We start from the raw sequence: 22,577 nt of genomic DNA, 5'->3' as shown, positions 1-22,577 counted from the left end.
GAAGACCGAGGAAGCCCGCACTCCCACTTCAGCGCGCGACGTCCACGGGCGGGTGGCCGAGGGCCTGCCACTCCTGCTGGAGCATGGCGTACACCAGGTTGTCCTGCCATGCCCCCTTGGAGAACTGCGCTCCGATGAAACGGGCCTCCAAGCGCATGCCGAGGCGCTCGAGGAGCCCGGCGGAGGCGGTGTTGTTCGCGCGGCAGCGGCCTACCACCCGATGGAGCCCCAGCGTGTCGAACGCCAGGCTCAGGACGGCGACCGCGGTCTCGGTTGCGTACCCCTTGCCGTGGTGGGCGGGGTGGAAGACGTAACCGATCTCGCCCTGCCGGTGTTCCGCACTGAGCAGGACCAGTTCGACCTGCCCGATGACCGTTCCCGTGGCCGGCTCGACGACCGCCAGGCTGAGACAGTCCCCGTCCCAGGCCAGTTCCGCCTCCCGGGCCATCTGCTCCACCACCACCCGGACGTCTTCCAGTCCGCGCGGCTCCCACCGCATGAACCGGGCGACGTCAGGCCGGCGCTGGTAGTCGTGAACGTGCTCGGTGTCCTCGGGCCGGAACGGGCGAAGTATCAGTCGGGCGGTGGGCACGGCGGCTTCGATGCGCAGCATCGGGCGATGCTACCCGGGCCGCTCCGCGGCGACGCGCTGCGGAGCGCGCGGAGGGTTGGCGGGTGGCCCGGGTGATCCAGTCGAGGTGGCCTGCTTCAAGGACGGCGGACGCCCGCGCCGGGGACCTCGTCGTCGAGTTCACCGACGTCGACTACGGCCCGTGTTGAGCAGGGTTCTGGACCGTGGTGCGGTCCCGGCCGTCCACCCCGGCTTCCCACTTGCGTCGGCGCAGCACGTGGTCGCTGAAGAGGTGTCGGCTCCGGTCGAGCAGGTCGCCCACCTCCGCGTCGCCTCGTTGCTCATCCGGCGACGGATGCCAGCCCTGTACTGATTGCGCGGCCCACGTGCGCAGCTTTATGTCCGGGTCCTGGAACAGACCGACCGCCGCCCGTAGTCCCACGATGCCGCCGCGGGCGTCGAGCAGCCGGAACGCACCGACGCGGACGTGCCGCGGCCGCTCGGAGCCGGTGCGCTCCATGAGCCAGTCGGCGGGCAGTTCCTTGGCCGAGGGCTGCAGGGCGGCGGCGGTCTCGCGGACGACACCGGCGGCAGGATCGTCGAGGAGCGGCCGCAGCCGTTTCGCATCCGCGCAGTCCAGTACCCGCAGCCCTGCAACCGCTCTCGCCCGCACACCGGGCGACGGGTGCACGAGCAGCGGTCGCAGCAGACCGGCGTCCGCGCGGTTCCCGCACTCGGCCAGCCCGATCACCGCACCGGGCGGCAACTCGGGGTCGTCTGGTGCCGTGCACCGCTCCCGGTACCAGGCCGACGGATCGTCTCCCTGCTGGCGCACGACATACCGGGCGCAAGCGCGCACGAGCGCGGAGCGGTCGCTGAGGAACGGCTCCGCCTGCTCCGACCGCCCCGCCGGTCGCAGCGCGGTGACGCCGGCCGAGCGGGTACGCGGGTTGCGTGCGGACAGCAGCGGCGCCAGCACGTCCTCGTAGGCATCCTCATCCCCCAGAGCCGTGAGCGCAGCTGTGGCACACAGGTCCTGGACCACGGTGTCCTGGTCCCGGGCGGCCGCGCGGGCCAGCTCGGCGGGACGGAGCAGCCGAACCTCGATGGCCAGCCGGTACGCGAACCGCCGGACGTTGCGGTCGGGGGCGGTGAAGAGAACAGCGAGCTGTCCGTGGGATGCCTGACGCAGGTTCCGGGCGAGCTGTTCGACGCCGAAGGCACCTCTGTCGCGGCGGCCGACGCGCAGGACGAGTGGCGTGAGGGCGAGGGCAGAGTGCAAGTCAAGGGCCTCACGCAGCAACTGCCGGGCGTGCTCGCGCACTGGGCTGACCCAATCAGCGCAGCGGATCACGACCAACGGCAGCAGACCGGGGTATCGGACCGACCGGCGCGGCGCCTCCTGACGGATCCGGCCGTCGCGGTGGCAGAGGGCGAGTGCGAGCCGGGACTCGCCGAGCTGAGTCAGGTCAGTGGGCAGTGGGGCGAAGTGCTCCCGCCCAGGCAGGATGTGCGGACGGCACCCGTCCGCCTCACGCACTGCCGCGTCCAGCGCGAGCCAGTCACCGGGGTCGGCGACATCAAGCGCGCTTCGAAGCGGCGCACCTGAGCGGATCGCTGTGTGTCGGGCGGAAGGCGGGATGTCAGTCGAAGAGGATCACGCCGTTGCGGGTTCCCACGGCCAGCTCCCCGCCCGGGCCCGCCTCCAGAGCCGTACAAACGGAAGGCAGCCCGATGACGCCGCGCACCGCACCGTCGCGAACCCCGACGACGGCGACGCGGCGCCCCGCGGCCACGGCGTAGCGCTCCGTGCCGGGCAGGACGGCCGCGAACCGGATGCCGGGCAGCGCGGCGGGGTGCCGATGGGTCGGGGGCGGGTCCACCTTGAACGTCTTCGTACCGGCCCAGTCGGGCGTCGCCCCCTTCCCCCGCTGCCGGTCCAGGGCGAGCAACAGCGGGGCGAACGGCACGACGCGGGTCTCCGAGCCGCCGACGACCAGGAGTCCGTGCCCCCGGGCGACTCGCACGACGGACACCTCCCGCACTCCGTCCACGGGCAGCCGAACCCTGCGGCCCGTTTCCCGGTCGAGCAGGAACAGGCCACGGTCCGGCGTCGGCACCGCGAACAGGGTTCGCCCCGGGCAACGGAGCACCGCCACGTTGCCCGAGACGGTCGGCGCGGGTCCGGATGCGAACCAGTTCCACTCCAGGACCGGGCCGCACATCATGTCATGCACCTGAATACCCAGCGCCGTGAGCGCGAGCGAGTACACCGACTGGCCCGCGCCGGGCTCCGCTTCGGGCAGCGCCCTCAGTCGTACGGAACTGTACGCGGTACCCCAGTGCGGCATCGGGGGGCGCAGAGGCTTGCCCGACTCCGGCGGTCTCGGCCGTTCCCCCAGGTCCCAGTGCTCCATGACGCCGGCCCCGCTCCGCGCCAGCAGCATCGGGCGGGGCCGCTGGCCCGGCACCGGCCATCGCATGCCGACGAGCGCCTCTACCGGCCCGTCGGTCAGGGACCGCAGCCGATGCCGCAGCGTCCCGTCAGCCCCTGCCCGCACCTGGACGAGCCCGTCCGTGGTCCCGACGACGACGTCCGCGGCGGCCCCGCCCGGCCCGGCGGAGTCCGTCGCCAGCAGCGCGACGGCCGAGACCGGCGGAACCGTGTCCAGGGCATCGGTGACCTCCCAGTCCCCGCCGCTCCCGGTCAGCCGCCACACCCGGCCGGTGCCGGTGCCGCACAGCAGGCTGTCCGCGTCGTCGGCCAGGCAGGCCACGTCCTGGGGCAGCCGGCGCTCCCAGCCGCCGTCCAGGTCCACGAGCCGGTGGTCGTTGCCACCGCTGAAGGGCCGCCCGCGCAGGAAGCGCAGTGCCCGGACGCGGCCCCGGTGTACGGCGCGGGGCTCCCCCACCGGGCGGCACGAGGGCAGCGACCACTCCTGTACGCGGCCGCCGTCGGTGCCGGCGATCAGTCTTCCCCGGCCGCCGGGGGCGAGCGCGAGGGCCGTCGTCCAGGCGGGGCTCGTGGGCTCGGGGCCCTGTGCGTACGTCCGGCCGTGCGTCACGTCCCAGCAGGTGATCCGGCCAGTGTCGGTACCGACGACGACCACGTCCCGGTCCAGGACGCGGCCGGTCGTCACCGTCGTGGCGATGCCGGGGACCGTGAACTCCTGTTCCTCGACGGGAACTCCGGCCTTCAGCACGCAAATCCCTACGCGGCCGCCGTACTCGCCGGTCACCACCACGTCGCGCTCCCCGGAGAGCGGCCCGATCGCGGCGCAGGACACCATCGGCACCTCCCACGGAGTCGGACGCGGGATGCGGCGCCGCCACAGTTCACGGCCGTCCGTGGCGTCCCAGCAGCGCGTCTCGTGGTCATCGCCCACGCTGATCACGGCCCTGCGCCCGACCGGACCGGCGACCGGCCCGACGGCGAGCACCCGGGCGCCCGGGTGCCCCGTGACCTGCGTCGAGTCGGCGGCGCGCGGAGTCGGCCAGATCCGCACGACGCCGTCGCTGCCGCCCACGCACACCGTGCCGTCCACGGCGCAGACGGCCGCCGCTTCGTGGTACTGGCTCTGACCGCCGACCTGGTCGCCGGTGACGAGGTCGTACAACTGGAGCCCGTACACGTCGCCCTGTACGGAGACGCAGGGCAGCGTGCCGAGATCGAACGTCGCGACGCGCAGGCCCCCGGTGCGATCGATGCGCAGGGGCAGTCCGATGGGCCGCCCGCTGTCCAGGTCGATGCGGTGCAGCCGCCCCTCGGCGGTGGCGACGGCGACGATCCACTGGCGGCCGACGCGGTGGACGGCCAGGGACACCGGGACCTCCCCGTCGAGGAGGACGCGGACGGGCTCGCGCGTGCCGCGCGCGGAGAGCCGTACCGTGGCGTCGTCCCGGCTCGCGGTGACGACGAGGGGGCCGAGGGGATGCCCGGTCACCGGCACGAGCAGGTGCACGGGGCCTCGGTGCCCGGTGCGCACCTGGCCTGCGTCTTCATCCGGGTACCGGTGATCGCCGGGCCCGAAGTCGCCGTAACGGACCGAGCCGTCGGACTCCCCGGACACCGTGCCGCCCGAGGAGAGGGCGGCCCGCACAGTGGTGCGCGCCTGCCCGCCTGCGGGCATCCAGTGCAGGAACGACGCCGGCCGCTGCCCTTCCAGCTCCGTTTGCAGGCGCGCCTCGTCGTCCGAGAGACGGCGTCGCCGGCGCCGCGGCATGCGCGGGACGGAGCTCCCCTCCTTCAGCTCGTACGTGAGCAGTGATCCGTCGGGGAAGCGCAGGGTCGCGAGCTCCGGCATGCCGGAGGCGCCCTGGACGAGGACCTGGTCGGCCCAGCGCATGCCGGTGCGCTCGTAGCCCCCGTCGGCCTGCTCGTTCGTCGGCAGCTTCCAGGACTCGTACCGGCCCGTGGGGGCGTGCCAGGCGTGCAGCACCCGCCACGTCAGCGCAGAGCCCACCCCGTCGCGATAGCTCCACCGCCGGTAGTGCTCCACCACTACTCCCCATCCGGGCAGACCGGCCGGCGCGGACCACGTCACGCCGTCCATGCGCCCGCCCGACGCGGGCAGTCGCGTACGCTCCCCCGTGTCCAGGTCCCAGGCGAACGCCTCTTCGTCCGACGGCCGCTTCTCCAGGAACCAGGCTCTGCCCTCGTCGTGAACCACCACGCCGTACCCGGTGCCCGCCCGCATTCCGTCGTAGCTCCGCGCCCCTCCGTGCGGGTTCCACGCCGCCCAGCGGACCCGCCACGGCAGCGGCTCCTCCCCGGCCGTGTCGCAGGAGTCGGCGAGCCTGGTCGCGGTGCGGCAGACCGCCGCGAGCCGCAGCCTGGCCCGGACCTCCGGGTCGGCGGGGCCAGGTGGGCGACCGCGCAGCACGGCCTCTACGTCGCGGACCGCGCGCCCGGCCCGGCGGCCGTCGGCGGTACGCAACCTGGTCAGCGAGGCGAGGAGTTGACCCGTGTCGGAGCCGAGCACGAACGCGGCGTCCTGCACCAGGGGGTCGAGCACCCCGCCCTCACCGGCATGCAACGCCAAGTAGTGCCGTACGTAGGGGTGTTGTACGTCGCGCAGCACCTCGGTCGCCGTGCGTTGTACCCGCTCGACGTCCTGGTCCGCAAGCAGGTGCTCGATGAGGGCACGGTGGTAGATCCGGTACACCGAGCCGCCGTCCTCGACGCCTTCGACGACATACGAGCCGGCGGCCTGGCGCAGCCACACGATGTCCTCGTCACCGCAGGCCCGGCCGCTGAGCGCCGAGGCGAGCCGGGGCCACACGCCCGCCCAGGGCAGCCCCGCGCCCTGGGCGAAGGCGAGGGGGCGCAGCAGGTCGCGGGCCCGGCCGGCGAGCGGACCGAGGGCCTGTTCGAGGTCGCGCTCCATGGCCTCGCCGGGCAGCCGGGGCAGTTGCTCACACCAGGCGGGCCAGCCGGCGTCACCGGGACGCGGCACCCGCACCGCGCGGGCGGTGGTGCGGGCGGTGATGCGGGCGACGAGGAAGGAGCGGCCGGCCGCGTCGGCGATGGCCCCGGCCACGGAGTCGACGACGCCGGGTTCGGCGCACACCAGGGTGGAACCGGGCGCGGTGAGGAGCTTGCGGACGTAGGCGCGCACCGCCCCCGGGTCGCCGTACCGCTCGCTGTCGAGGTCCATCACCGTGGCGCTCGCGGGCAGGCGGCGGGCGATGTGCGGCCTCGCCCCCACCAACAGCCTCAAGGGAAGCTGGCGTTGCGGATCCACGAGCGGTATCACCAGGTCGTCGACGGCCTCTTGCGGGTCCAGTGCCTCGTCGAGGCCGTCGATGAGGACCACGAGGGGCGCGGTGCGGGACTGGATGTGCGTGGTGAGCGCGCCGAGCGACTCGGCGGCGCTACCCGCCGCGGCCGCCAGCGCGTCGAGCAGTTGCCGGGTGGACTTGTGGCTCGCGTTGACGGCCACGTGGACGGCGTCCGGTTCCGGCAGTACGTCGGGCAGGCCGGCGCGCGGCACGGCGGCGCCGCGGTCCGGGTCGGTGAGCACGGCGACCATGCCGAGCAAGGAGGACTTGCCGGAGCCGGGGTCTCCGGTGACGACGCACAGCCGGTCGGCGGCGCGGGTGCGGTCGAGCCAGGCGGTGACGTCGGTGAGTGCGGTCCGGCGTCCGGTGAAGTCCCAGACCTCGTCGGTGGGCACGTCCGTGCCGCGCGCCCGGGGCAGGAAGAAGTTGGTCAACTCCTCTTCACGGGCCAGTCGTTCGCGGCCACCGAGAGCGATGATCCGGTCCAGCTCGTCGAGTTTGCGCCCGGAGGCGTCGGGGACGTGCCGCGGGTTGGGCAGGAAGACGGGGATGCCGCCAGTGGCGTGCGACAGGGACCAGACGGGCCGCTGCGCGGGCGGGACCTCGGGGTCGGCGGCAATGGCGGCCATGACGTGTTCGACGCTGATGTGGGCGGGCGCGTTCCCCACGGTGGACCGGCGGCGCACGGCCCTGTCGAAGGCCGCGGACAGGGCGCCGACGTACGACTCCTCCTTGCGTCGGGAGGAGGCCACGAGCACGAGCCCGGTGGGGCCGTGCTCGGTGATGGGTTCACGGAACTGCCGAGCCCTCAATGCCGACTTGAGGGCGCTGTCGGTTCCTTGTTCCGCGTAGCAGCAGTCGACGAGGACGAGGAGGCGCTCGATGGACGTGCCCTCCCACAGGAGGGCGATGAGTTCCTCGGTGGGCAGGGCCGTGCCGTGCGGATCGCGTGCGTCGCTGTCGGAGAGCAGGAGGTAGTGACGGCCGCTGTCCTCGGAAGTGACGCCGTGCGCGGCGAGGTACAGGACGACGTGGTCGTCGGGGCGCCGCTCGGGCGAAGTGGCGAACGCCCGCAGCGCCTTGGCCAGTAACTCCCGGGTGGGGTCGAGGCCGAGGTCCGCGCCGCGGGTGTGGCCGAGTTCGTCCAGGAAGAGGGCGTCCATGCGGCTCACGTCGTCCGCGAGTTCGGGTCGGGCCGCGTCCGGGTGGGCCGTGACGTTGAGGACGGCGGTGCTCAGCAGGTACCGGCGGCCTTCATCCGCTCTGCCGGCCACCGGTCACCGCCCGCCCCGTCTGGGGCGTGTTCAGGTACCGGGTCGCGTCGTGCGCCCGTACGCCGTTGCGTACGAGGTGGCCTTCGACGCGGGGCCCGAACAGCGGGCGCAGGTCCTTCTGCAGTGCCACGACGTCGCCCTCGTCGGCGATGTTGGTCCACTGCTCGACGGATCCGGGCCAGTCCCCGGGCTTGCCGTTGCCGGGGACGCGCAGTCGGTCGAAGACGAGGTTGCGGATGCCCAGGGGCGAACCGAGCGTGACCAGGGTCCGCACCGGCCACTCGGGGTGGGCGCACAGGGCCTCGTAGGCGACGACGGTGCCCAGGGAGTGGGCGACGAGGACCCGGGTGTCGGGCGCGATCCGGTCGGCGAGGCGTTGCTGCACGGCCGCGTACACGGCCGGATCCGTGAGATAGGCGCGCAGTTGCCTCAGATCCGCGACGAGCCCGCGCAGGGCGACACCGGCGAAGAACCGGGAGCGGCTGAGGGCGTTCAGGGCTCTCTGGACGGCGCCCGGGGTGCGGGCGAGGGTGCGGGCGTCGGGCGGCAGGACCGCCTCGTCGGTGCGGGCGGCCTCCGCCCACAGTGCGAGCAGCAGGTCGCTCTCCAGGCCCTCGGCGACATCGGAGGCGTCGAGGGGCGGGTCCTGCACGGCGAGGGTGCGGCCGGCGGTGCGGAACAGGTCTCCGTAGAAGGCGCACTCAAGATCCGACTCCGGCAGCGGCGGGGCACCCGCACGGGTCAGCCCGTCGGCCAGCGCGGGATGCCAGGCGGCGTGCAACTGCCGCTCTCCCGAATATTGCTGACCTATCCCGTGCACACTGACCAGTCGCGCCATGCCCGCCCCATGCCGGTCCGATAGGTGAGGTCACTGTAGCAACGGCGAGCTGCGCAGGAGACGTTCACGCCGGTTCAGCCCGGGACAGCCTCAGAGGAGCCGCCGGAAGGCCGCGTCGCATGCGTGCGATAGTAAAAGCGTGCTGAAACTGGTCGGCAGGACCGAGGAGTTGGGGCGGATCGACTCTCTGATCGCGGGTATCGGCCGAGGCGGCGTGCCCGCGGTGGTCGACATCACCGGAGACGCGGGGATCGGGAAGAGCCGTCTGCTGGGAGAGCTGTGCGCGAGGGCCGCGCACGGCGGGCTGGCCGTACTACGCGGCAGGGCAACGGAGTTCGAGCGGCACACCCCGTTCCAGGCGTTCACGGACGCGTTCGCGGACATCGACGCCGGCCTCGTGGACGTCGACGGCACCGATGCCCCGTTCTCGGAGGCGGCGCCCGTGGTGCGCGGCGTCTCCCATGCGGCGTCCGGTGCCCCCGGCGCGGCCGACCGCTTCCGCGTCTACCGTGCGGTCGCGCGTCTGCTGGCCCGGCTCGCGAACAGTGCCGGGGACCGCGGGCTGCTGGTGGCCCTGGACGATCTGCACTGGGCCGACCCGGCCTCGCTGGAACTGCTGGACCACCTCGTGCGCCATCCGGTGAGCGGCCGGGTGCTGCTCGTCGTGGCGCGCCGCGACCGCCAGACGCCGACATCGCTCACCGCGGCGCTCACCCGCGGGATCGACAGCGGGGTCGTGCTTCCCATGGAGCTGGCTCCGCTCCCCGAGCGGGAGTCCCTCAGGGAACTCGCCGCCGATCTGCCGCCGGGTGACGCCGCGGAGCTCTTCGCGGCCAGCGAGGGCAACCCGCTGTACCTGCAGTCCCTGCTCCACGCGTACCGCAGCGGCGGGCGGTTGCCCGGCGCCCCCGCCGCGGACCGGCACGGCGACCTCGTCGGGGTGCCGAGCGGTCTGCGCGCCCTGCTGTTGGACGAGCTCACCCCGCTGAGCGGGCCCGAGCGCCGTACCGTCGAGACGGTCGCGGTGCTCGGCGATCACACGACACCGGGCATGCTCGCCTCTTCCACCGGATACGAGGCCCGCGAACTCGCCGACTTCACCGCTGCTCTGGCACGGCGTGACCTGCTGCGTCCCGCGCCCGGGGGCCGGTGGACGCTGCGGCACCCGGTGCTCAGGGCCCTCGTGTACGAGAACGCCGTGCCCCACGAGCGGTCCGGGATCCACCGCCGTGCCGCGGACGAACTGGCCCGCGCGGGCGCATCGGCCGCCGAGCGCGCCCACCATGTGGAGAGGTCGCTGACCGGCTGGGACCCGGCGGCGGCCGCGGTGCTCACCGAAGCGGCCGACCAGCTCGCCCACACGGCGCCGGCCACCGCCGCCCATCTGCTGGACGTCGTGCTGCGGTTGCTGCCGAACACGCCCGAGCACACCCGGCGGCGCGGTGAGCTGACGCTGGCCAGGGCTCGTGCGCTCGGCGTCGGCGGCAATCTGCGGGAGAGCCGTGATCTGCTGCACAAGGTGATCGACTCGTGCTGCGCCGACAACCCGTCGCTGCGCGCGGACGCCATCGCCCAGTGCGCCGTGATGGAGCGGCATCTGGGGCATTCCCCTGAGGCCACCGCGCTGCTGCGCCGTGAACTGTCGCGCAGCCCGGGCCCGTCACCTCGCCAGGCGGTGTCCCTGGGACTCGCGCTCGGCATGTCCGCCCTGCTGTCCGTGTCGTACCCCGGCGTCCGCGAGGAGGTGGCTCGGACCCTCGCCCTCGCGCGCGCCCACGACGACCGTACCGGTGAGGCCGCGGCACTGGCCCTGTGCGCGCTCGGGGAGGCATACGAAGGCGATATCGCGGCGGCCTGCCGGTTCGCCGACGACGCGGCGCTGCTGGCCGACGGGCTGACCGACCCGCACCTCACCGAACTGTGCGAGTCACTGGTGTGGCTGAGCTGGGCGGAGACACTGCTGGAGCGCTACGCCGAGGCCGAGCGGCACGCCGATCGCGGTCTGGCCATCGCGCGCCGCAGCGGTCAGCTCTATCTGCTGCCCCATCTGCTGATGAGCAGGGCGTACGTCCATCTCAACACGTGTCGGCTGCCCTCCGCACTCGAGTCGGCGGATGAGGCGGAGTCCATCGCGCGCGGCATCGGGGGCAGCGAACTGCTCACCTTCACACTGTCGTTCACCCCGCTGATCGTTCTCGTGGCATCCCCGCTGGGGGACTCGCGGGCGATGGCGGTCGCCGAGGAGGCCGTCTCCACGGCCGGTGCGAGCGACAGTTGGTGGGCGTCGCTGGCCTGGTGCATCCTCGGCCATACGGCGTTCGTGAACGGTGATGCGCGCCGTGCCGAGGAAGCCATCCTCAGGGCCGGAGGCGGTAGCGACCTGAAACGGGTGCAGCCGTCGATACTCCCCGCTCAGCTGGAGCTGCTCGTCGCCACCGCGCTCGCCGACGGCCGCGTGGAGCAAGCCGAAACCTGGGCGGCGCGCGCCGTCGAGGAGGCCGACCGGCTCGGTCTGGGCGGCCAGCGTGCGGCAGCCCTGCGCGCGTCGGCCGCGCTCGCCGAGCACCGGGGCGACACGGCCACGGCGATACGCCTTTTCGACGGGGCCGCGCGGGAGTACACCACCATGGGGGCCGCTCTGTGGGAGGCGTACTCCCTCCTGCGTGCGTCCGCTCTGGCGCAGAACGCGGGTGACGGCCCGCGCGCCGCCGTGATGTGGCAGCGGGCCCACCGGCTCGCCACCGACGGCGGGGCACGTCTGCTGGTCGACCTGGCCGGCATGATGCGTCCCCAAGCGGCCGATGAGGACCGGGAGGTACCCCCGGAGCTGTCCGTGCTGACGGCGCGTGAGCGGGAGATCGCCGGACTGGTGGCCCAGGGGCTGAGCAACCACGCCATCGCGGACGGACTGCACCTCAGCCGCCGTACCGTCGAAACCCATCTGACGGCCGTCTACCGCAAGGCGGGGGTACGGTCCCGTTCGGCCCTCGCCAGCCTCGTCACCCGTACGGCGATCGACGGCGCCCCTCGGGCGGGCGGCTGACCGTCGCTCACCGGGCCGCGGGGGCAGGGCGGAGCGGGTCATGCCGGATCACCGGCGGATGCGGTCGCGATGGTGAGGGTGATGCGATCGCCGTCGAGGTGGAGGACTCGGTCGGCACGGGCCGATGAGCTCGAGCGGTGCGCGATCACGATCAGCGTTCCCGGCCGGGCCCGGAAGGCGGCTTCCGCGACGTCCTCGGCGGCGGAGTCCAGGTGTGAGGTTGCTTCGTCCAGGATGACGATCGCGGCGGACGACAGATGCGTCCGGCCGAGGGCCAGCAACTGGCGCTCCCCGCTGGAGAGGGTGCCGGCGGGGTCGCCGAGTACGGCGTCGAGGCCGCCGAGGCGGGTGAGGAGAGGTGTCAGCCCGACCGCGGCGGCGGCATCGGCGATCTCGGCGTCAGCAGCCCAGGGGGCGAGGTAGCGGAGGTTGTCCCGCACGGTGCCGGGAAAGACGTAGGCCTCCTGCGGGACGAGGGCGATGAGGCCGCGGCGCCGGTCTTCGGGAAGAGCGGTGACGGGTCGGCCCGCGACGCGGACCGCGCCCGAGGTCGGCGTCCGGATGCCCGCGAGGAGCATGGCGAGGGTGGACTTCCCGATTCCGCTGGCTCCGGTGATCGCGAGGTGGTCGCCGTACGGTACGTGCAGGTCCAGGCCCCGCAGCACGGGGTCCGCACCGGGTCCGTAGGCGAAGTCGAGCCGGTCGACGACGAGGTCGGCGGTGGCGGGGTCCGCGGGCGGCGCCGGCGGCACCGGCGCTTCGGCCGGCGGCGGTTCGGGGGCCGCGTCGGCGAGCCGGTGCAGCAGCACCCCGAGCTGGCTCCAGTAACCGCTGACGGCACTGGTCATGAGCTGTAGTGCGGGTACGACGGAACCCGCGACGTACGTGGCCGCGCCGATCAGGGCGCCCGTGGTGATGGCGCGCTGTTCGATGAGCCGGGGTCCGATCAGCAGAAGGCCCACCAGAGGGACGTAGCCGCCGACGAGGATCACGGTGACGCGCAGCGACGCCGCACGGCCGACCCGCACCAGGGTCCGCACCGCCTCGTCGGACCGGGCTTCGACGAGCGCGGCCGCCTGCCGCTCGGCGCCGAGCGCAGCGATGTCGCGTGCGGCGGTGAGGACTTCCCCGGCACACCCGGCGACCTCTTCCGCGGCGATCAGGGCGTGTCTCCGCAGGGCGGTCAGCCGGCGCGTCGTCCACAGGAACACCGCGATCGCCGTCGTGAGCGGTACCAGGACGAGGACGGCGAGCAGGGGTGCGAGCCCGGCAAGACCGGCGAGCGCCGCGAGGAGTGTGATGGCCAGCGGGCGGGCGGTCCGCATCAGCGCCGCGGTCAGATTGCGTACGGCGTCGACCTGGCTCGTCATCCGGAGCACGCTCGAGGTGTCGGGTGGCTGGTCGAGGGTGGTCGCCTGGCCCAGGCTGTTGTGGACGACGCGACGGGTGAGACGGTCGCGCATCGGCTCGATCACCGCGGCCATCGGGTCGAACATCCCGCGCTCGGCGACGGCGCGTACGAGGTGAAGCGCGGCGAGGACGGCCAGCCAGGCCACGCCGATGTCCGGACGGTGCTTCAGGAAACCCTCGTCGAGAGCCACGGCGGTCACCCAGCCGGAGGCGAGGGCGGGGGCCGCCTCGACGGCCGACAGGACGGCGATGCGCAGCAACGGCCGTCCACTCCCCCGAAGCGAGTCCGCGAGCAGCATGGACGCGGCTGGACTCAGACCGAGGCGTCCCGTCGTGCGACGCTGCTTCTGCGCGGCCTGGCCGGGCGGCCGGGTGGTCAGCGGTCGGCCGGGCATCGCTCCTCCTCGTCGATTGCGGTGGGCACCGGGGTGCACGCGAAGACGGCCCGGTAGTCAGGGTCTTCGCACAACGCCGAGTGGGGCGCCAGGGCGCGGATGCGGCCGGCGTGCAGCCAGGCCACCAGGTCGCAGCGTTCGGCGGTCATCGCGCGGTGGGTGACGACCAGGCGGGTGCGGCCGCCGAGTCGCGCGGTGACGGCGTCGCCGATCTGGGTCTCGGTCACGGTGTCCAGGCCGGATGTCGCATCGTCGAGGACGTACACCAGTGCCGGGCTCGCCAGTGCGCGGGCGATGCCGATGCGCTGGAGCTGGCCCCCCGACATCGGGGCGAGCCGCACCGGCGTGTCGTAACCGCCGGGCAGGCGCCGTACGAAGTGGTCGGCCTGTGCGGCGCGTGCCGCGTCCTCCGCGGCGTGGCCGGGCAGTTCGGGGCGGCCGAACAGGATCGCCTCGCGCAGGGTCCGTCCCGCGAGGACGGGGCGCTCGAAGGCGTACGACACGGTCCGGTGCAGGGTGGCGAGCTCGAGTTCGGACACGGGAACGCCGCCCACTCGTACCTCGCCTTCGTCCGGCTCCACCAGTCGGCCCAGCAGCGCGGCGAGCAGGCTCTTGCCCGATCCGGTGGCGCCGACCAGCGCGACCGAGGTGCCGTGGGGCACCTCCAGGTCGAGCCGGTCCAGGACGAGTTCGCCGGAGCGGTGGACGCTCACGCCACGCAGCGAAACGGAGCCTTCGCTCGGTGGACTGCGGCGCGGACCGCCCTGCGGCACCGGCTCGTCCAGGACCGCGGCGAGGCGTGAGGCGCCGGCCCGGGAGTGTGCGAGGGCCAGTGCGATGTCGATCTGGTCGAGGAGGTTGGTGGCCAGAGAGAGGTATCCGGTCACGGCGAGCAGTTCGCCGGGACTGATCTGCCCCGCGGCCACGTCGAGCCCCGCCGTGGTGAGGACGGCGATCTGGGTCAGGGCCGCCAGCACGCCGATCTTCCAGACGGCCCGGCGCTGGGTGCGCCAGCTCGCATGGCCTGCGGCGGACACGTCTGCCAGCGGAGTGACGACGCGCTCGGTCTCGGCCGCCAGGGTGCCGGCCGCCCGGATGGTGCGGGCCCCGGACAGGGCCGTCACCAACAGGGTCGCCATACGCGTCCGGGCGTCGAGGTAGCGGGCTTCGGCGTCGCCTGCCTCGGCGATGAATCTGCGGGCCACCCATGCGGTCAGCGGTGTCAGCACGGTGAAGGCGAGGCCCGCGCGCCAGTCGACCGCCCACAGCGCCACCAGTGCCACCAGCGAACCGATCGCGGATACGGCGGCTTCGGCGGCCTCGGCCGGCAAGGAGGCCGCCTGCGGGGCGGACTGCACCACATGCGTCACCGACTCGCCGACGGAGTACGGCGAGCGGGGGCCGATGGCCAGCAGCCTGCGCACGGTCGACATCCGCAGCCAGGCGGTACCCACCGCCGAGGTCGACACCGACAGCCGCAGCACGGCGGCCTCCGCGAGGGCGCCCGCCGACACGAGGGCCACGAGTGCGGTGACGGGCCCGCTCAAGACCTCGTCGCGGAGCACCGCGTCGGCGCACGCGGCGAGCAGTACCGGGATCGCCAGCCCGGTGCCGGAGTTCACGGTGAGCGCGGCGGTGAGCAGGACCAGTCGTGGGCGAACGCGCCGCGCGGTGGCCGCGAACAGCCGGCCGCCGGTCGGGGCGGGCATGGTGCCTCCGTGGGATGTCGTCGTACGGGAAGACCTGTGGCGGGCCGGTTGGGCCGGAGTGCGGTGAGCGCCCCGGCCCGGCCCCCGGTCCCCCCGCCGCATGGCGGCGGGGGGACCGGATCACGTGCCGGTGATGAGGCGGGTCGACTTGCAGGTTCCGGTGCGGGTGCGGGCGAAGGCTCAAGAGCCTGCCCGTTCCTCTCAACGGAGAGTTCCTGCAAAGCGGATCACGGCGACGACATCGGGCAGGTGTGCTTGCAGGTGCCGCTGCACGTGTAGATGCAGCTGCCTACCTGCTCCTCCTCGGCCGGGAGCTCCTGAAGAGCGTCCAGATCCAGTTCGAAAGCCATGTTGATCACCCCCTCGTCACTACGCGTGTTGCCGGCGAGGAGCCGATCACGGCGCCGTGATCGTGCAGGTCGCGGGACAGGTGCCCTTGCACGTGTAGAGGCAGCCGCCTGCCTGTTCCTCCTCGGCCGGGAGCTCCTGAAGAGCGTCGAGGTCCAGTTCGAAAGCCATGTTGATCACCTCCTTGTCACTGCGCGTAGTGGCAGCGAGGCCCGGATCACGGGGCCGTGATGAGGCAGGTCGACTTGCAGGTGCCGGTGCACGTGTAGACGCAGCCGCCTGCCTGCTCCTCCTCGGCCGGGAGCTCCTGAAGAGCGTCCAGGTCCAGTTCGAAAGCCATGTTGATCACCCCCTCTCCGTAGCCAGTGGGCGTCCGGGGCGGGTGATCCCGCCGCCGTAGGTGAGGAACGCGGTCACCGCGGCGGTGACCGGGTCCCCGACGGCCGCGCCGAGGGCGGCGTGGCCGTGGTCGGGAAGTTCGAGGTAGTGGAAGTCCGCGCCCTCGCGGCGCCCCAGCTCGGTCAACCGCTCGGCCAGGGCGCGTGAGTGAGCCACCGGCGTGGACTCGTCGCGTGCGCCGTGGACGAGCAGGAGCCGGGCCCGCAGGCCGGGCGCCAGCCGTTCCACGTCCCGCGGTCCGAACGCGTCGTCGGCGGGAGTGAGCCCGTCGAGGCGCTCGACCATGCCGCGCACCGTGGCGAAGCCGTCGGCGTGCAGCCGGGGGCCGGACAGGAACGGGGCGACGGCCACGCACGCGGACCATGCGTCCGGCTGGGTGGCGGCGGCGAGCAGGGCGAGATATCCGCCGTAGCTGATGCCGAACACGGCCGGGGATTCCAGGCCCGGTGCGCGGTGCCGTGTGATGAGCGATCCGATGGCCGCGACGTCGGCGAGGTCGGGTACGCCCCAGGCGCCGACGATGGCGAGGGTGTGCGCGGCTCCGTAGCCGGTGCTGCCGCGCTGGTTGGGCGCGACCACGGCGATGCCCGCCGCGGCCAGCGCCTGGAACATCGGCTCGAAGCCCAGGGTCCAGCGGCTCGCGGGGCCTCCGTGCAGGGCCACCACGACGCGGTGGCTGGTACGCCAGTCGGGACCGTAGACCACGGCCTCGACCGGCCCGTCGGCGCCTGCGAAGGTCTCCACCCTGGCGGGCAGCCAGGGCCCCGTCCGTGGGACGGGTACCCGCAGGCGGTCCTCGTCGGGAGCGACCCAGGCGATGGTGCGGGGGTGGTCCGGGCCGGCGTACGCAAGCCACAGGCCCGCGCTCGTCCAGGCCGCGCACGGAGGCAGCTCCCCCTCGGGCAGGCGGATCCGGTGGACGGCACCCGTCACGGTGTCCCAGAGGCTGAGCTGTGACCGGGCACCGAGGGTTCCGACGACGGCCACGACCGTGCCGGTCGGATCGAGTGCCACAGGATGGGCCACGCCCCGCAGTTCGGCCCCCAGTTCAAGGGGGCGGCTTGTCCCCTCACCGAGGTCGGCGAGTGCGAGTGCGACGCCTCGCGGACCGCGGTGCGCCAGCAGGACGAGGTCACCCGCGGCGGCCAGGACGCGGGAGGCCGGGTCGACGAACGGCACCGGTGTCAGCGCGCCGCTGCGCGGATCGACGAGTACGAGCGCCCTGCCGGAGGCCGGAGCGACCGTCAGCAGGATCCGCCGGCCGCAGACGACCGCGTCGAGGGCCGGTCCCGGCAGCCGGGCCTCTTCCCGTAGCCAGGGGGTGGCCTCGTCCACCGCGTACAGCACCGCGGTTTCGCCCGTGGCCGCTCCCGAATCCCCCGCGTCCCCGCCGCCCGGCCAGGCGAGCGCCAGACAGTCGGTATGGGCGGGGGCGGGCAGCAGGCGCAGCGGCCGTCCCGAGCGGGTGCCGACGGGAGTGCGGTGTCCGTCGTGGTGGAGCAGTTCGATGATCTGGGTGCCGGCTGCTCCGTGACGGGAGACCAGCAGCCGTCGGGAGTCCAGCGGCAGCACCATGGTGTACGCCGGGTCGCAGGGCAGCGCGGCCGCGAAGTCGCGTCGGGGTCCGTCGCCGTGCAAGCTCCAGCTCTCGGCGTGGTGGTGGCCGGACGCGTCGGCCGCCAGGCAGGCGGCCCGGCTGCCGTCGGCGGAGAACCGGAAGCTGATCCTGGAGATCATCGCATCCTGATCGACCGACGGCGTTGGAGCCTTCGCTGTGGTGTTCATCGCCCGGTGGCCTCCTGCCCGGCGGGGCGGCGGGCGGCGCCCGCGTCGCAGAAGGTGTCCGTCGCGAGCCCGTCGGCCATCCAGGGCCGGCCCCCGCCGTGGCGCAGACGCAGCAGGAACCCCACCGCTCCGCTCAGCCCCACGTTGTAGTCGACCGCCACCGTGCGCAGGGACTCGTCCGGCACCAGCCGGCGTTCCCCGTGGACCGCCTGGCGCAACACCATGGCAGCGGCCAGTTCCTCGGCCCAGCCGTGGTAGGGGCCGCCGATCGCGTCGGCGAGGTCGAGGAGGAACTCGCCGTTGCCCGCGAGGCCGTGGCAGGCCGATGTGCCCGATGTCCACTTGACGTGCCGAACGGCCGCGGCGGCCTCCTCCGCCAGGGTCAGACAGCCTGTGTCGCCGGTGGCACGCCACAGCCGCAGCAGGAACGTGCCCACTCCGGAAGACCCGCTGCACCAGTGGAACCGCATGCCCGTGCCGGGCGCGTCACGTCGGTCGGTGCGCCAGCTGGTCCCCCATGGTGCGCGCTCGGCCGTAGCGGCCAGCGTGGCGCCGGCGGCCACCGCCGCTTCAAGGTACCTCTGCTCGCCGGTCGCCTGCGCTGCCGCCAGGAGGGCGTAGCCCACGCCGGCGACACCGTGGGCGAATCCCAGGTGGGTGATTCCTGCCAGCTGGGAGTCCATATCAGCCGACACCGGCCAGTACACCTGGCCGTCCTCCCGCACGGCGGCCGCGAGCAGCGCGTTCGCCGCCGTGCGCGCACGGTCGAGGAACTCCGGGTGCCCGGTCCCGCGCCACAGGTGGAGCTGGGCGAGGAGCGCTCCCGCGGCTCCGTGGCACACGTCCGGATTGGGCCACACCACGGGTACGTCGAGGGCGAGTTCGACCGCGTGCTCTTCCATCCCGGCGTCGCCGAGGTGGCGTGCGGCGTCGAACAGCGCCCAGGCGGTACCGGAGCGGCCGAAGTACAGTCCGGGCAGCAGCCGGGGCACCACCCTGCGGCGCCGGTCCGTCCAGCGTGCGACCCGCGCCACGGCCGCGTGCAGTTCCTCCCGGTCCAGCAGGTGGTCGGCCAGCGTGAGCACGCCGAGGACGCCCGCGGAGCCGTGCTGGACGTTGCAGGGGTCCGTGCCGTCGCCGAAGACGGTGCTGGGCCAGAGCCGATGGGCCTCGGATTCCGCGAGGGTGGCCAGGACATGGGCCAGACCGTCGTCGGCCATCCGTTCCTGCTCGGCCGGGGCGAGCCGGTCCGGCGCATCCGGGGAGCTCGCCCAGGACGTCCGCGACCACCCGGCAGGGACGACGGACCTCGCGGAGTCGTCGGTGCGCGCAACGCCCGTTAGAGCAGCATCGGTTGGAGCAGCCTCGGCCCGGGCCGTCCCGGCCAGGAAGGTCCGCAGGCGGTCGATGGACCAGCGCTCCGCGGGGATGTCGGCGGTCAGCCCGCGGATCGCGGGGGCCAGCAGCCGGGCCGCGGGGTTGTGCTCGCAGACTGCGGCCAGCAGGGCGCTCAACCGGCCGTCCACCGGCTCGGGCTCGGGCTTGTCCTCACCGAACAACGGGGCGGTTCCCACCGTGACGAAGAACAGCACCGTGCCCAGCGAGAAGAGGTCGGCCGTCTGCTGCGGCGCCGGGCCCCAGTGGGGGTTCGCCAGCGCCTCCCGGCCCGCGAACCCGGGTGTGTGGCCTCGTGCGGCCCAGCGGCCGGGGACGGCCGCCAGCTCCGGGTCGATCAGCTTCAGTTCGCCGTCCGGGGCCACCATGATGTTGGACGGGGTGAAGTCCTGGTAGACCAAGCCGCGTTCGTGTATTCGAGCCAGCAGATCCGCCAGCTTCCATGCCAGCGGCAGCGCTTGTCGAGGGTCGAGCCCGGTGAGGGGACCCGTCTCGTCGAGGCGGTCGTTCACCCACGCGGCAAGCGTCCGTCCGGGAAGCAGCGACTCGACCAGGAACGTGTGCCCGTCCTTGTCGATGAGCTCGATCGGCTCCGCGGCGATCCCGGACAGCACGGACAGTGCCGCCGCCTCCGCCCGCAGGCCGTCCCGGGCGTCCTGGCCGTTCAACCGGACCCCCACGTGAGCGCGGGCCTGCTTGACGATCACTGACGAGCCGCCTTCGCGGTCCACGGCCCGGTACACGCCACCGCGGGCCGCTTGGCGGATGGCCTCACGTACCTCGTAGCGATCCGCTATCAGCACCGGCCGGGGCGCCGACCTGGGGCCCGGGGCCGCCGTCCGCGACGGTTCGGGAAAGGGCGGTTCGGCCCAGGGCGGCGGGCAGAACCACGGCTTTCGCAGGTCCTCCACGGCATTGCCGTCCGGACCGGCCACCCGTAGCTGGTGGACCCCGTCGTCGGTCAGCACCGGAACGCCCTGGAAGGCGCCGTAGCGGTAGTGCACCAGGCTGCCGGGGCGCAGAGGACGGTCGGACAGGATCGCGGGACCCGGCAGCCCGGCGGTGGCGTCGTCCAACGCGGAGGCGAGCGCGCGGAACCGCTCCTCGTCGGCCGGGTAGACGGTGATGACCTTTCCGCACTGGGCCCGGTCGGAGCGCTCCCCCGTCAGCTCCTCCACGATCGCGATGCTCTTGGCGCACTTGAAGGCGCAGCCTTCGTCGACGAGCAGCCCCGCCACCCGGTGGAGCACCTCCGGCGCGGAGAACCGGGTGGCCGATACGTGCAGTTTCCACCCTTGGATCCGCTCCGCTGCCGCGTCCTCGGCCGGCACTACACGGCACCACACGTCGTCCTCGGTGAGCGTCCAGCCGCCCGCCCGACGCTCCGCGAGCACCGCCTCCACGACCCACCGCAAGCGAAATTCCTGCATCCGACCGTGCGCTCCTCCCGACGACCGTCGCCCGGCGGCGACCTCGGCGACGAATCTGGCAGGGCCGCGGCGTCCGCAGCATGAGGGTTCGACCCTTGATGTGGTGACGGGAGGGGGCAAGGGACCCCTCAGCGAGCTCCCGGGCTCATCCCCAAGGGGTGCCCGAGCCACGGACTCGGCCCGGGCACGGACTCGGCCCGGGCGGCACGGCGCTGCGCGGCTGTCCGCCGCTATCCGTGCGGGATCTGCGTGATTTCCACGATGTCCACGCCCGGCTACGTGCTCGAAGATCGGATCAACCGTCCTGACCCGCCGCGCAGACCACGCAGACGGCGGGCGACGGGTCCGCGACCCGGGCGATGGCTGCGATGCCGTGCAGGCGTGAAGTAGAAGGCGAGGCAGGCTTGTTGGAGCAGAGTGGGCGGGGGAACGGGGCCCGGTCGGCAGGCGGCGCGGGCCGCCTGGGCCGGGTGGTCCACCTGGATCAGACCGGCCGGGCGGGGAGCGCGGGGGAACGGCGCCCCCGATCACCGGTCGGCCGGGAGCACGAGATGGCACTGCTGCGGTCGGCCGTCACCGGCTGTGCCGGCGGTGCCTCGGCGGTCCTCGAGATCACCGGCGATCCGGGCCTGGGCAAGACGCGGCTGCTGGCCGAACTCGGCGCTCTGGCCCGCGCGGAGGGACTCGTAACGCTCTCGGGGACGGCCTCGGAGTTCGAGCGGCAGCGCGTCCTCGGGGCCTTCGCCGATCCCGTCCGCCGGTGCGTCGACGAGCTCTCCGATGGACTCGCCGATGAACTCGCCGATGACGAGGGTCGTACGCGCCACGAGGCGTCCCCCGGAGCACCGGACGACGAGACCGCGGCCCTCCTGGACCTGGTGCTGGGCCGCGGGGCCTGCGCGAGGGCGGCGGCACCGTTCCCCGGAGACGAGCGGGACCCTCTGCACCACGCCGTCACCCGGCTTCTGACCGCCGCGGACCGCGGCCGCGGAGTGCTGCTCTGCCTCGACGATCTGCACTGGGCCGACGAGGGCACGCTCGGGTTGCTCCACCATGTGTTGCGGCACCCGCCGCGGGCACCGCTCGTCCTGGCGTACGCCTACCGGTCACGCCAGGCGCCGGCGAAGCTGATCGCGGCCCTGCGCGGCGCCGCCGCCCGGTACCGCACGATCGGCGTTCCGCTCTCCCCGCTGGACCGGCAGGCCGGCGACGCCCTGCTCGGCCCCGGACCCGCTCCGGAGGAACGGGACCGGCTGTACACGGCCAGTGGGGGCAATCCGTTCTATCTCGAGGTGCTGCGCGCACTGGCCGTCGAAGGCACCGGCGGCTTCTGCGCCCTGCCGGACGGCCTGCGGGGTGCTCTGGCCCACGACTGCGCGCTGCTCACCGACGAACAGGTCTGTGTGCTGCGCGCCGCCGCGGTGCTCGGCGACCCCTTCGACCCCCTGCTCCTCGCTCCCGTGGCCGCCCTGCCGTCCCCGGTGGCGTTCGAGGCCCTCGACGCCCTCGCCACCAAGGATCTCGTCAGGGCCGCGAGCACACCCGGCCAACGGGGAGACCTCCGCCAACGGCTCCGGTTCAGGCACCCGCTGCTGCGCGAGGTGGTGTCCTGGGACACGCCGCCGGGCTGGTGGCTGGCCGCGAACGGACGGGCCGATCGTGCGCTGCGCCGCAGCGGAGCCGGACCGGTGGAGCGCGCGCCCCACGTCGCGCGTTCGGCCCGGGCGGGGGACGCGGAGGCCGTCCGCGTTCTGTCCGAGGCAGCCACCCTGACGCTCCACGCGGCGCCGTCGATCGCGGGACCGTGGCTGCGTACGGCCCTGGACCTGTGTGCTGCGCGGCGATCCGGGGCCGCGGCCCGCGAGCGGCTCGGACTGCTGCTCGCACTGGCCCGCGCCAGTGGCATGACCGGCGATCTCGCCGCCAGCCGCGAAGCCCTCGCCGAGGCCCTGAGCCTCGTACCGGACGACCAGCCCGACCAGCGCATTGCGATCGTGGCGCTCCGTGCGCTCGTCGAGCGCGTGCTCGGCAGTCCCCGGACTGCCGAGCAGGTCCTCGAGGAGGAGCTGGCCCACTGGCCGCCGGACGATCCGCTCCCAGACCCGCTCCGGCTGCAACTCGCCACGGTGGGCGTGACCCTGGGGCGGTACGACGAGGCCGACGCTCAGCTCGACGGCCTCCTCGCCCGCAGTCACGGGC

At 73.6% G+C, this 22,577-nt stretch carries 13 protein-coding genes; 2 read left to right on the top strand and 11 right to left on the bottom strand.

What is annotated here, in order from left to right; genetic code table 11:
- Positions 1-28 precede the first annotated feature (28 nt).
- From ACWGDE_RS10015 to ACWGDE_RS10000, 4 genes are all read right to left on the bottom strand, one after another.
- Positions 29-613, bottom strand: a complete 585-nt coding sequence (locus ACWGDE_RS10015) for a GNAT family N-acetyltransferase (RefSeq protein ID WP_453388501.1) — start codon at positions 611-613, stop codon at positions 29-31.
- A 151-nt stretch (positions 614-764) separates the two neighbouring features.
- Positions 765-2,213 carry a HEAT repeat domain-containing protein gene (locus tag ACWGDE_RS10010; protein ID WP_453388510.1) on the bottom strand — a complete coding sequence of 483 codons (1,449 nt, stop codon included), beginning with the start codon at positions 2,211-2,213 and terminating at the stop codon, positions 765-767.
- A 1-nt stretch (position 2,214) separates the two neighbouring features.
- On the bottom strand, positions 2,215-7,626 hold the full coding sequence (locus tag ACWGDE_RS10005; protein WP_453388500.1) for an AAA family ATPase: 5,412 nt from the start codon (positions 7,624-7,626) through the stop codon (positions 2,215-2,217).
- Positions 7,607-8,464 carry a hypothetical protein gene (locus tag ACWGDE_RS10000; RefSeq protein ID WP_453388499.1) on the bottom strand — a complete coding sequence of 286 codons (858 nt, stop codon included), beginning with the start codon at positions 8,462-8,464 and terminating at the stop codon, positions 7,607-7,609. The genes ACWGDE_RS10005 and ACWGDE_RS10000 overlap by 20 nt, the downstream gene beginning before the upstream one ends.
- Before the next feature lie 139 nt (positions 8,465-8,603).
- Between ACWGDE_RS10000 and ACWGDE_RS09995 the strand changes: the two genes are divergently transcribed.
- Positions 8,604-11,507: a helix-turn-helix transcriptional regulator gene (locus tag ACWGDE_RS09995; protein ID WP_453388498.1), complete on the top strand. Its 2,904-nt coding sequence runs from the start codon at positions 8,604-8,606 to the stop codon at positions 11,505-11,507.
- Between the two features lie 38 nt (positions 11,508-11,545).
- Here the strand turns inward: ACWGDE_RS09995 and ACWGDE_RS09990 are convergent, their stop codons facing one another.
- The 7 genes from ACWGDE_RS09990 to lanL form a co-directional block, all read right to left on the bottom strand.
- Positions 11,546-13,312: an ATP-binding cassette domain-containing protein gene (locus tag ACWGDE_RS09990; RefSeq protein ID WP_453388497.1), complete on the bottom strand. Its 1,767-nt coding sequence runs from the start codon at positions 13,310-13,312 to the stop codon at positions 11,546-11,548.
- Positions 13,294-15,021: an ABC transporter ATP-binding protein gene (locus ACWGDE_RS09985; protein WP_453388496.1), complete on the bottom strand. Its 1,728-nt coding sequence runs from the start codon at positions 15,019-15,021 to the stop codon at positions 13,294-13,296. The genes ACWGDE_RS09990 and ACWGDE_RS09985 overlap by 19 nt, the downstream gene beginning before the upstream one ends.
- Before the next feature lie 227 nt (positions 15,022-15,248).
- The gene (locus tag ACWGDE_RS09980; protein ID WP_453388495.1) at positions 15,249-15,371 is read right to left on the bottom strand and encodes an ALQxL family class IV lanthipeptide; all 123 of its coding nucleotides are present in this window, start codon (positions 15,369-15,371) and stop codon (positions 15,249-15,251) included.
- A gap of 46 nt (positions 15,372-15,417) precedes the next feature.
- A complete protein-coding gene (locus ACWGDE_RS09975; protein WP_453388494.1) occupies positions 15,418-15,540 on the bottom strand; it encodes an ALQxL family class IV lanthipeptide in 123 nt (40 codons plus the stop codon).
- Positions 15,541-15,586: 46 nt separating this feature from the next.
- Complete coding sequence (locus tag ACWGDE_RS09970; protein WP_453388493.1) at positions 15,587-15,709, bottom strand: ALQxL family class IV lanthipeptide; 123 nt, start codon at positions 15,707-15,709, stop codon at positions 15,587-15,589.
- A 5-nt stretch (positions 15,710-15,714) separates the two neighbouring features.
- Positions 15,715-17,553: an alpha/beta fold hydrolase gene (locus tag ACWGDE_RS09965; protein ID WP_453388492.1), complete on the bottom strand. Its 1,839-nt coding sequence runs from the start codon at positions 17,551-17,553 to the stop codon at positions 15,715-15,717.
- Complete coding sequence (gene lanL, locus ACWGDE_RS09960; RefSeq protein WP_453388491.1) at positions 17,550-20,378, bottom strand: class IV lanthionine synthetase LanL; 2,829 nt, start codon at positions 20,376-20,378, stop codon at positions 17,550-17,552. The genes ACWGDE_RS09965 and lanL overlap by 4 nt, the downstream gene beginning before the upstream one ends.
- A gap of 551 nt (positions 20,379-20,929) precedes the next feature.
- Between lanL and ACWGDE_RS09955 the strand changes: the two genes are divergently transcribed.
- Positions 20,930-22,577, top strand: a 1,648-nt coding sequence (locus tag ACWGDE_RS09955; protein ID WP_453388490.1) for an AAA family ATPase, incomplete at its 3' end; no start/stop codon positions are given.

Source organism: Streptomyces sp. NPDC054956, from assembly GCF_053609185.1.
The sequence above is the reverse complement of the archived record's forward strand: the minus strand, read 5'-3'. Positions and strand labels throughout refer to the sequence as shown.

Bases quoted from the DNA above. Each gene is read 5' to 3' on its own strand.
- ACWGDE_RS10015 (WP_453388501.1), bottom strand. From the start codon at position 613: ATGCTGCGCATCGAAGCCGCCGTGCCCACCGCCCGACTGATACTTCGC.
- ACWGDE_RS10000 (WP_453388499.1), bottom strand. From the start codon at position 8,464: ATGGCGCGACTGGTCAGTGTGCACGGGATAGGTCAGCAATATTCGGGA.
- ACWGDE_RS09990 (WP_453388497.1), bottom strand. From the start codon at position 13,312: ATGCCCGGCCGACCGCTGACCACCCGGCCGCCCGGCCAGGCCGCGCAG.
- ACWGDE_RS09985 (WP_453388496.1), bottom strand. From the start codon at position 15,021: ATGCCCGCCCCGACCGGCGGCCGGCTGTTCGCGGCCACCGCGCGGCGC.
- ACWGDE_RS09980 (WP_453388495.1), bottom strand. From the start codon at position 15,371: ATGGCTTTCGAACTGGATCTGGACGCTCTTCAGGAGCTCCCGGCCGAG.
- ACWGDE_RS09975 (WP_453388494.1), bottom strand. From the start codon at position 15,540: ATGGCTTTCGAACTGGACCTCGACGCTCTTCAGGAGCTCCCGGCCGAG.
- ACWGDE_RS09970 (WP_453388493.1), bottom strand. From the start codon at position 15,709: ATGGCTTTCGAACTGGACCTGGACGCTCTTCAGGAGCTCCCGGCCGAG.
- ACWGDE_RS09965 (WP_453388492.1), bottom strand. From the start codon at position 17,553: ATGAACACCACAGCGAAGGCTCCAACGCCGTCGGTCGATCAGGATGCG.
- lanL (WP_453388491.1), bottom strand. From the start codon at position 20,378: ATGCAGGAATTTCGCTTGCGGTGGGTCGTGGAGGCGGTGCTCGCGGAG.